At 44.3% G+C, this 9,183-nt stretch carries 11 protein-coding genes, 2 tRNA genes and 1 pseudogene; 9 read left to right on the top strand and 5 right to left on the bottom strand.

Going from position 1 to position 9,183, the window contains the following annotated elements; translation table 11 throughout:
* The 3 genes and pseudogenes from JKY90_00930 (at nt 1) to JKY90_00920 (ending at nt 1,461) form a co-directional block, all read left to right on the top strand.
* Nucleotides 1–170, top strand: a pseudogene (locus JKY90_00930) (transposase).
* Between the two features lie 2 nt (nt 171–172).
* Entirely contained in the window at nt 173–568 is a 396-nt protein-coding gene (locus JKY90_00925) for a GtrA family protein (GenBank protein ID MBL4850834.1), read from the top strand.
* A gap of 2 nt (nt 569–570) precedes the next feature.
* Nucleotides 571–1,461, top strand: coding sequence for an alpha/beta hydrolase (locus JKY90_00920; GenBank protein ID MBL4850833.1), 891 nt, complete (start codon nt 571–573; stop codon nt 1,459–1,461).
* Between the two features lie 9 nt (nt 1,462–1,470).
* Here JKY90_00920 and JKY90_00915 read toward each other — a convergent pair whose 3' ends face one another.
* Nucleotides 1,471–1,911, bottom strand: coding sequence for a DUF4399 domain-containing protein (locus JKY90_00915; protein ID MBL4850832.1), 441 nt, complete (start codon nt 1,909–1,911; stop codon nt 1,471–1,473).
* Nucleotides 1,912–2,031: 120 nt separating this feature from the next.
* Entirely contained in the window at nt 2,032–2,667 is a 636-nt protein-coding gene (msrA, locus tag JKY90_00910) for a peptide-methionine (S)-S-oxide reductase MsrA (GenBank protein ID MBL4850831.1), read from the bottom strand.
* A gap of 162 nt (nt 2,668–2,829) precedes the next feature.
* Between msrA and JKY90_00905 the strand changes: the two genes are divergently transcribed.
* The 4 genes from JKY90_00905 to JKY90_00890 all read left to right on the top strand — a co-directional run bounded on the left by JKY90_00905 (nt 2,830) and on the right by JKY90_00890 (nt 6,144).
* Nucleotides 2,830–3,462, top strand: a complete 633-nt coding sequence (locus tag JKY90_00905; protein MBL4850830.1) for a uracil-DNA glycosylase — start codon at nt 2,830–2,832, stop codon at nt 3,460–3,462.
* Between the two features lie 3 nt (nt 3,463–3,465).
* Nucleotides 3,466–5,373 (top strand): excinuclease ABC subunit UvrC, encoded by a 1,908-nt coding sequence (gene uvrC, locus JKY90_00900; GenBank protein ID MBL4850829.1) that lies wholly within the window; start codon nt 3,466–3,468, stop codon nt 5,371–5,373.
* A gap of 15 nt (nt 5,374–5,388) precedes the next feature.
* The gene (gene pgsA, locus JKY90_00895) at nt 5,389–5,988 is read left to right on the top strand and encodes a CDP-diacylglycerol--glycerol-3-phosphate 3-phosphatidyltransferase (GenBank protein ID MBL4850828.1); all 600 of its coding nucleotides are present in this window, start codon (nt 5,389–5,391) and stop codon (nt 5,986–5,988) included.
* A gap of 80 nt (nt 5,989–6,068) precedes the next feature.
* Nucleotides 6,069–6,144, top strand: a tRNA-Gly gene (locus tag JKY90_00890).
* Between the two features lie 305 nt (nt 6,145–6,449).
* On the opposite strand, the gene JKY90_00885 is transcribed toward JKY90_00890, so the two are convergent.
* The 3 genes from JKY90_00885 to JKY90_00875 form a co-directional block, all read right to left on the bottom strand.
* Entirely contained in the window at nt 6,450–6,953 is a 504-nt protein-coding gene (locus JKY90_00885; protein MBL4850827.1) for a hypothetical protein, read from the bottom strand.
* A gap of 269 nt (nt 6,954–7,222) precedes the next feature.
* The gene (locus tag JKY90_00880; protein ID MBL4850826.1) at nt 7,223–7,564 is read right to left on the bottom strand and encodes a helix-turn-helix transcriptional regulator; all 342 of its coding nucleotides are present in this window, start codon (nt 7,562–7,564) and stop codon (nt 7,223–7,225) included.
* Nucleotides 7,548–7,802, bottom strand: coding sequence for a type II toxin-antitoxin system RelE/ParE family toxin (locus tag JKY90_00875; GenBank protein ID MBL4850825.1), 255 nt, complete (start codon nt 7,800–7,802; stop codon nt 7,548–7,550). Before JKY90_00875 ends, JKY90_00880 begins: the two co-directional genes overlap by 17 nt.
* Nucleotides 7,803–8,333: 531 nt before the next feature.
* Between JKY90_00875 and JKY90_00870 the strand changes: the two genes are divergently transcribed.
* Together JKY90_00870 and JKY90_00865 are read left to right on the top strand one after the other, a co-directional pair.
* Nucleotides 8,334–8,849, top strand: a complete 516-nt coding sequence (locus tag JKY90_00870; protein ID MBL4850824.1) for a hypothetical protein — start codon at nt 8,334–8,336, stop codon at nt 8,847–8,849.
* Nucleotides 8,850–9,126: 277 nt separating this feature from the next.
* Nucleotides 9,127–9,182: transfer RNA gene (locus JKY90_00865), tRNA-Cys, on the top strand.
* Nucleotide 9,183 lies beyond the last annotated feature (1 nt).

The following is a 9,183-nucleotide window of genomic DNA, read 5'->3' as shown; positions in this document are numbered from 1 at the left end:
TCGAAGATAAGATTGATGTGGTCTACAGTACGGGTTGTGGTCACCCAGCATTACCCACCCGTTTATTAGCGGGACTTCACTATTTAAAATACACGTTTAATGAAAGCGACGAAAGCGTGGTAGAGCGCTGGGTTGAAAATCCTTACTGGCAATATTTTTGTGGTTACGATAAGTGGTAAAACAAGCATTTAGTTTTTGGTTGATTGGTCTGGTTGGCTTTGCAGTCGATGCAGCTATCCTCTATTCCCTAAGATTATTCTTCGATACTGATTTATTCATTGCAAGATTTTTCTCTCTTGCAATGGCGATGACGGTCAGTTGGTATTTAAATAGAAAGTTGACCTTTGCTGGGCAAAGCACCCGTAGCGCCACGCATGAATGGCTTTATTATCTAACAATTAATAGTATAGGAGCCATCATAAATTATTCTCTATTTATATGGCTAGTGATGAATTATGACTACCTGGCTAAGTATTTAATGATCCCGCTTGCGATCTCATCGGGTATTGCTGCAATCGTTAATTTTTTACTTTCTAAATATGTGATATTTCGGCAGGTTTCCAAATAACAATGATAAAAAATAAAGTAGCACGCTATATTACAGCGGGCTTGATGGTCTTTTTTATATCGGCTTGCCGCGTTCCAGATGGTTTCAAGGAGCGTAGTGAGTTTGTTCAAACGCACCTGATTAACAACCCAGATTTAATGACACACTATATTAATGAGGGAAACTTTCGCCTTCATTATCGCGCGATTGGACAGGCGAAAAAAGCGATCGTCATTTGGGTGCATGGTACGCCGGGTAGTTGGACTGACGGTGCTTACTTAACACGTAATGAGGGTTTTTTATCTCAAGTAAAAGTGGTGATGGTAGAGAGGCCAGGCTGGGGTGAGTCGCAATTCCAACAAGGTTCACGTCCTGTCACTTCATTCAAGGAAATAGGGCGCCTGATGCAACCACTTTTAAGGCAATTGAATAAAACATACCCAGGTGTCCCACTTGTTTTAGTTGGTTTTTCATGGGGTGGTTCAGTGGTGCCTTCGATTGCTTTGGATTATCCGAATTTGGTGGACAGTGTATTGGTGCTGTCGGGTGGGCTCGACCCAGCGTTGACCAAACCACGTTGGTATCACAAATTGGCTAGGACTTTTTTGATTAACGCAATAATTGGTGACGGTCTGCGTAAAGCCAATGTTGAGATGTATGCACTCAGTCCAGAGCTATCCATTTTACATGAACGCTGGCCTAAACTGTCGCAACCCATAGTGGTGATACAGGGTGATAGCGATAAGCTGGTTGACGCAAAGAATGCAAACTATGCTGAGTCGGTTTTATCAGCAGAAAATTCAACTGTTATCACGCTTAAAAATCAGGGACATATGTTGCAGCTAGAGCGTATGAACCTTATTGAGCGTTGTGTTATTGCTTTGGCACAGGGCGATCTAGGTCAATGTACTTAAGCGTTGCGATTACTCTATGGTAATAGTGATTTTCTCAGATACTATCGGCTTGGCGTGTTGCATATGCGAGTGGTTACCGATAAGCAGCTGTAGTGTATGTTTACCTGGCGTCAGCTCAAGACGTGTTTCAGTTTGTCCCTTGCCAAAATGATGGTGATTAGCATCTGAGGGAATCGGTTTATCGGATGGTGGTATGCCAGTATCGATTAACAAATGATGATGGCCGGTATGCTCGTTTTCGATACCAGCAGGTGCGATACCCATTCCCTTAAGGCCAAATACAACTGTCACCGGGCTTGCAACTGTGGCACCATTTTTTGGTGAGATGATATAGACTTCAACGCTCTTTTCCATGGCATCACTATGCTTCTCATGCCCATCGGAGGCGGCTAAAACAGCTTGATTGCCAGCAAGAAAAAATAGTGAGAATAGTATAATTATTTTGTTCATTGGTGCCCCTTGAGCAAGCCTGATATTCGACTAACATTGTAGCAAAATAGTATTACTGCGTTTGATCTTACACCACTCACTGTGTCAAACACATCAGAGCCTCCCTAAAAACCAGTATTCTTAGCCATGAGTCTTACCCCAAAGTTCTTCAATACGATTATCACGGCCACAATTCCAGCGATAGAACTTATAACGAGTGCTATTACGTTTGTAATAATCCTGATGGTATTCCTCAGCAAGATAAAACGTTGTAGCAGCAGTAATCTCAGTCACAATAGGCGCGGAGAACGGTTTGTTTCCATTCAATTTTACTAAAGACGCTTCAGCGATTTTTTGCTGATTGACACCGTCATAGAAAATACCACTGCGGTATTGTTTACCTTTATCACAAAATTGACCATTGGCCTGGGTTGGGTCAATCGTTCGCCAAAAATATTCCACTAATTCACTATAGCTGATTGTCGCTGGATCATAACGTACCTCAACAGCTTCGGTATGACTCGTGCGGCCAGCCGCTACTTGATTATAAGTGGGATCATTTTCTTTGCCGCCGGTATAACCTGAAACGACTGATACCACGCCATCAAGTTTCTCAAAGTCAGATTCGCTACACCAAAAGCAACCACCAGCAAAGATAGCTGTCTTGAGCTTGGCTGGTTCAGCCTGCTGCGTTTCTGATGCCGTAGCGGAAAAAATAAAAAAAATACTGACCAGTACAGTGAGCCCAGCAGAGATGGCTAATATGGATGTTCTCATTCTATTACCTATGTTGATTTAGCTGAGTACAGTGGAACATATAATTCTCACCATTTTATGGTGTGTAGTGCCATTTTAGTGCAATAACATAAAAAAAATGTAAAAAGACCCAATAAGCGGGTAAAACGGGCAAAACAAGTGCAACCTCTATAAAATAGTGAAATGAGTAGTTTTGATGTGAATTGCCGTGACTGTCCACGGTTAGCGACCTTTCTTGACAGCGTTAAAGAGCAGTACCCTGATTACCATGCACGTCCCGTTGCGCCATTTGGTGTGGCCAAGCCACAGGTGCTTATTGTCGGGCTTGCACCTGGCATGCACGGTGCCAATGCTACAGGCCGCCCGTTTACGGGTGACTATGCTGGTATATTGCTTTACAAGGCCTTGCACCAATATGGCTTTGCCAGCGCTGGCGAGTCAGTCTCGCAAGATGATGGCCTGAAGCTTATTCAGTGTAAAATTACTAATGCAGTCAAGTGTTTACCGCCTGAAAATAAACCAAAAACTGATGAAATAAAGCAATGTAATCGCTTTCTTAAAGCCGAACTATTGGCCTTAAAAAAAGGCTCAGTCGTCTTCACGCTCGGCGGTATTGCACACAGTGCTGTGTTGCGTGCCTTAGCGCTTAAACTCAAAGACTATCCTTTTGGCCACGCTGTCGAATACGATCTGCCCTCTGGTCACCATTTGATTACCTCTTACCATTGCAGCCGCTATAACACGCAAACGCGGCGTCTGACTGAAGTAATGTTTATGCAGGTGTTGGCTCGTGTTCGTACCTATATCGACGCCTGACGTATGCACCCAAAAATAAAAAAGCGCGTTATTATCAATGAGCCAGCAAGCCTTGCTAATGAATCGTTGGCAGCAACGCTACTAGCCTTTGATGGCAAGGCCTTTGTCAAACGTTTGGGTAACACCCCCGGTGTTTACCGTATGCTCGATGCGAGTGCAAAAGTGCTTTATGTCGGCAAGGCGCGTGATTTAAAGAAACGTGTTGGCAGTTACTTTAATCGCTCGGCTTTAGCGCCCAAGACACGCGCGTTAATTACACACACTCGTAATATTGAAGTGACAGTAACACGCACTGAGAATGAGGCGCTGATTCTCGAGAATAACCTGATCAAAGCGTTAAGGCCACGTTATAACGTGCTTTTTCGTGATGATAAAAGCTACCCGTATATCTATATTTCGACAAAACACAATTATCCACGTTTGACTTTTCATCGTGGTGGACGTAATAAAGACGGCCGTTATTTTGGCCCGTATCCCAGTGCGGGTGCGGTGCGCGAGACACTGAATTTATTGCAAAAGGTTTTTCAGGTGCGCCAATGCGATGACAGTTTTTTTAGTAACCGCTCGCGCCCCTGTTTGCAATACCAAATCAAACGCTGCGCAGCGCCGTGTGTTGCTTATATCTCGCAAAGTGACTACAAACAAAGTGTTAAACATACAATGATGTTTCTTGAGGGTAAGAGCCAACAGGTGACAGAGCAACTGGCCATGCGTATGGAACAAGCATCGCATCGTTTGGATTTTGAAAATGCAGCACGTTACCGTGATCAAATTACCAGCTTGCGTCATGTACAGGAACGACAACATGTTGATATTGATCAACGCAATGTCGATGTGGTGACTAGCGCGATAAAAAATGGCGTTGCTTGTGTGCAGCTTATTTTCTTTCGTGATGGTCGTCACTTAGGGGATAAGACATTTTTCCCCAAAGTACCCAAGGACGCAAACAGTGGCGCTAATGAAGCCGATGTATTAAGCGCATTTTTACCACAATATTATTTAGAGCGCGCAATACCTAATGAATTAATACTTGGCCATGACATATTTGACAAAGCATTACTCAGCGACGCCTTTGCCGGTCATGCTGGGCATAAAGTGCATTTAGCAACTAATGTGCGTGGTGAGCGACGACGTTTGCTTGATATGGCCAACGTTAATATCGAACAAGCACTAAACCGTCATTTAAGTAGCAGTGGTGAAATGCGTCAACGTTTAGAGGCATTAAAAGAGGCTTTTAATCTTGATGAGTTGCCGCAGCGGATGGAGTGCTTCGATGTTAGTCATACCATGGGTGAAGCCACCGTTGCTTCCTGCGTTGTTTTTGACCAAGATGGCCCGCGTAAATCCGATTATCGACGTTTTAATATCGAAGGAATCACCCCTGGTGATGATTATGCAGCGATGAGCCAAGCAATACAGCGGCGTTATAAAAAACTAAAGCGGGGTGAGGGTAAGATTCCTGATATTCTCTTTATCGATGGTGGTAAAGGCCAGTTGCATGAGGCACAAAATGTGCTGCAAGAATTACAAATCAGTGATGTTATGCTAATAGGTGTTGCCAAGGGGGTAGAGCGTAAAGCAGGTGCTGAGACTTTATTTGTTGGTGGTGTTGAAGCGCCCATTAAACTTGCACCCGATTCATCCGCGTCACATCTTATTCAGCAAATTCGTGACGAGGCACACCGCTTTGCCATAACAGGCCATCGTGCTCGACGTGCTAAGGCGCGTACGACTTCGCCACTAGAAGGCATAGAGGGAATTGGCCCAAAACGTCGTCGTGCACTGCTGCAACATTTTGGTGGCATTCAGGGTGTAGAAAGGGCGGGTATGGCAGACTTAAGCTCGGTGCCAGGAATAAGCCGTGATCTGGCGCAACGTCTTTACAGTTTGTTTCATCCGGATAATTATTAACGAGACCTTTACACGATGACACTACCAACACAGCTAACCTTACTGCGTATTTTTTTAATACCCGTTTTTGTTGTGGTGTTTTATCTGCCCTATGACTGGAGTTCAATTGCTAGTGCCTTGATATTTGGTTTTGCCGCGATTACCGATTGGCTAGACGGCTTTCTTGCACGCAAACTCAACCAGGCCTCAGCGTTGGGCGCATTCCTCGACCCGGTTGCCGATAAGCTTATGGTTGCGGTTGCCTTAGTGTTGTTGACACAAAAGCAGCCGACCCTGTACTTCGCTATTCCTGCCGCGATTATCATTTGCCGCGAAATCGCTGTATCGGCATTACGCGAATGGATGGCAGAACTAGGCGAGAGTGCCTCAGTGGCAGTATCAATGGTGGGCAAGGTCAAAACTACGGCGCAAATGATCGCCATTTTCCTGCTTTTGTACGCGCAGCCTATCGCTGGTATCGACAGCTTCTATGTCGGTTACGTGTTGTTTTATGTTGCTGCCATATTGACCTTATGGTCAATGGTGCTCTATCTCAACGCCGCTTGGCCTACGCTGATGCGGCACAAAGGGGTTGCGCCAGATGACAGCGATGATAGTAATAATCATGAGCGATAAACTGATGATCTGCTTGACAAAATCTGCTTGCACACTACAATGGGCAGCCCTACTAAGTACGGTTTGGCCAAGCACCATTTGCGGGAATAGCTCAGTTGGTAGAGCACGACCTTGCCAAGGTCGGGGTCGCGAGTTCGAGTCTCGTTTCCCGCTCCAATTTAAGTGATAAAAAACAATTGCTTAGATTGGACATTGTATTCATTGTCTAGAAAAGATTTTCCTATTTTTTCTTATTCGCTTTTTAACGCCAAGTCGGCATGTACTTTTTTAGGTATTGGTGCCCCACGATTGCACACAAATGGCGAGCTAGAGCTTGGTTGAGTGAAAAAATTTACCTGTGATTCGAGTTCTGAATGCAAGATCTTAAAGGCTTCAAAGAAGCAGACGTTTGGTAATTCATGGAAAACTTCAGAGAGCGGCCATGAGCGGATATTAACGCCGTGTTAACCACCACCTGGCAACTATTTAACACTTTGAAACAATGTAATTAACTTGTCGACATTTGCGACTAATGATACAGCTATAGCACTGCTCGCCGCATTTTCCAGTACACGTTTTACTGACCTTAAGCAAGGTATGATTATTGAGCTTTTGGGTCTTGGTGATTTAGCTTGCGCCTCAATAGGCTCGATATCAGATAGAATTTTTTTTGCTGATCCCTCAGGTAATTCAAGTTGCTCTATATTTGCTCTTAAGGTTTTAATGAATGAATTTAATTCGAAAACATTTACCGACTCTTTTCCTATCACTATATTTCGGTTAGCTGTTGAACCTGGAGAATCCACTATTTCTATGGCTTGCTCGACCCCGATAAAAAGGTTGTGATCAGCACGGTTATTACGGCCTCCTTTAATGCTGATAGCTGGAGATTTATTATCTTCCATGGTTTCACTCTCCTTGCCAGTTGGGTTTTGAGACTGCTGAGCTTCTCTGCCCTCTCTTTTTTTGCGGCTCTTCTTACCCATGCTGCAACCTCCTTTAGATATTCTAAAATAATTACACGACTCGTTGGATTATATAACGAGTGGTATTCTCGGCCTCATTATCAGGCAAAGCAAATCGGGAGAGTAGCCAGTTTAAATTAACTTTAGCTCATTTCTCCATAAATGACAGCTTTGGCATGCAATGATGTTGGGTGTGGCTCGTGTGTGTGATAGTTTTAGGTTGAGACATCGCCATTGGCAAAGGCAGTCTTAGATGTCCACCAACATAAATGAGAAAAACAGTTAGCGCATTAAATATCTAACTGTTCTACCTCAATTCCGAAGCCATCCGCAATCTTCTTTTTCGTCAATTTTCTCATAGAATCAAATGCGCCTGACGCTTCATAGCCTGAATAAGTCGCTTGCGATACTCCAATGGCCTCGGACGCTTCAACTTGTCCCATTCTTTTATATTCACGCCACGCCTTGACTGGGCTCACGCCATCCACAATTGCAGACACCACCTCGTGCGGTACCGTCGCACCAGTAGCGCCCACATCTTTTAATAGCGCTTTGAACTGGTCGAAAGGCACCACGGCAAAGCGTGGCTCGCCGTTCTCCTCAATGATCTGATAATCAATAGGTTCGTTCATCGCGTTTTTTCACCTCTTCAATCAATACTATTCTCAATACACCGTCGAACTCAAAAAAGATACGGTAGTTGCCTGAACGCAGGCGGTAGCTGTGCTGATGGTTGGTCAGCTTCTTTACGCCAGCGACATCTGGAAAGTCTACCAGTGTTGTTACATCGTCACGGATTTGAACTTGTACGGGGCGATCCATCTTCTGTAATTGTTTAACTGCTTTCGTCGTCCATTCGATTGCATTCATGGTTCTATTATAGGGAAATATAGGATAATGTCAAGAAAAACCTATAATATTATAGGGAAATCCAGCAATATTTGATCACGCCTAAAAACAAAAAACGGACTAGGTTAACGCTTACAAGAATAGGCGTTATATGATGTTATCAAACCTAAGCTGACAAGCAGTCTCATCTCTCAAATGAATGCGTTCGACCCATGCGCTAAGAGCAAAACAAGTGACTCAATTAAGTCGAATTGAACAGCGGGATCGGTTGATAGTCGAACTCGGAATACTCGCCCATCCGATCATAGAGCTGATCGAGACGGAGGCAGACTATGCTAAGAAAATACCATACTTGCGGGCTCAATGGAGCCGAGACTTTGACCAGTTTATAAACGAGCTAAAGGCTTTCGGTCGAGTGGAAGATATTTCGTTCGATGCTGAAATCTCGCATGCGGGCGCGGCAGTCAGAATATTGGGCGACCCCATAGGCAGAATCCAATACAATACCCCGAGACGCTTAAAGACGAGTTTGAGAAGCGCATAGCTCAAGCAATGAACGCTATAAAACTGATTCCAGCCGACGACCCCGATACAATTCTTCCTGGGGGCTCCCCCTTCCAAGCCTACCTAAGAATAAGAGCTCTCTGTGCTGGCGCAATATCTCAAGTGGAGATTTTCGATCCATGGCTTGATGCGCAGATCTATCACCTATATGTTTGCGAGATCGGCAAGGAAGTCGCAATCACCGTCGTGACTTCGAAGGAGATAATGGAGGATAATAAGTATAAAACCCGAAGAGCTCGAATCGACGCCGTCTCCTCTCTATTGGCAGCCGAAAGACCTGATACTTATAAATTTATCGTAACAAGCGAGCAACATGATAGGCATCTTCGAGTTGACGGTAAAATTCTTCACCTCGGTGGATCATTAAAGGATGCCAGTAAAAAGGCTCCCTATACAATCACTGGCCTCGGTTCGACTCAGTCGAACAACCAATTTCTCGACAGTGTTATCGAATTAGGTGATGAGTGGTTCGGCCCTTCTACAAATACACATAGCACCAGTTAGCTACTAACTGGTGCTATGTATTTCTAGTATTCCTCTAGCATTATCTCCGATAGTTCGTACACAAAATAGTTTTCGTAAGGTTTGTAACGTGTTGATTCATAAGGGATGAAAAGTACAATTTTGCAACCTTGCAAATACCCTGAAAATCTATATAATTCATCAGCTTATTGGCATTAAGGAATCACCTTGTCAAGGTCTGGGTCTTGAGTTCGAGTCTCGTTTCCCGCTCCAATATTTCGGTTTTTTTGCGTTTAATAGCGACCACGTATGGCTGGGTGGCAGAGTGGCTATGCAGCGGCCTGCAAAGCCGTTTACGCCGGTTCGATTCCGGCCT

It is taken from the genome of Gammaproteobacteria bacterium, from assembly GCA_016765075.1.
Classification (GTDB): domain Bacteria; phylum Pseudomonadota; class Gammaproteobacteria.
Note: the sequence above shows the minus strand (reverse complement) of the source record. Positions and strands in the feature narration are given on the sequence as shown.

Coding starts and splice junctions, on each gene's coding strand:
- pgsA (MBL4850828.1), top strand. CDS start 5,389: ATGACACTACCAACACAGCTAACCTTACTGCGTATTTTTTTAATACCC.
- uvrC (MBL4850829.1), top strand. CDS start 3,466: ATGCACCCAAAAATAAAAAAGCGCGTTATTATCAATGAGCCAGCAAGC.
- JKY90_00875 (MBL4850825.1), bottom strand. CDS start 7,802: ATGAATGCAATCGAATGGACGACGAAAGCAGTTAAACAATTACAGAAG.
- JKY90_00915 (MBL4850832.1), bottom strand. CDS start 1,911: ATGAACAAAATAATTATACTATTCTCACTATTTTTTCTTGCTGGCAAT.
- JKY90_00870 (MBL4850824.1), top strand. CDS start 8,334: ATGAACGCTATAAAACTGATTCCAGCCGACGACCCCGATACAATTCTT.
- JKY90_00880 (MBL4850826.1), bottom strand. CDS start 7,564: ATGAACGAACCTATTGATTATCAGATCATTGAGGAGAACGGCGAGCCA.
- msrA (MBL4850831.1), bottom strand. CDS start 2,667: ATGAGAACATCCATATTAGCCATCTCTGCTGGGCTCACTGTACTGGTC.
- JKY90_00920 (MBL4850833.1), top strand. CDS start 571: ATGATAAAAAATAAAGTAGCACGCTATATTACAGCGGGCTTGATGGTC.
- JKY90_00905 (MBL4850830.1), top strand. CDS start 2,830: ATGAGTAGTTTTGATGTGAATTGCCGTGACTGTCCACGGTTAGCGACC.
- JKY90_00885 (MBL4850827.1), bottom strand. CDS start 6,953: ATGGGTAAGAAGAGCCGCAAAAAAAGAGAGGGCAGAGAAGCTCAGCAG.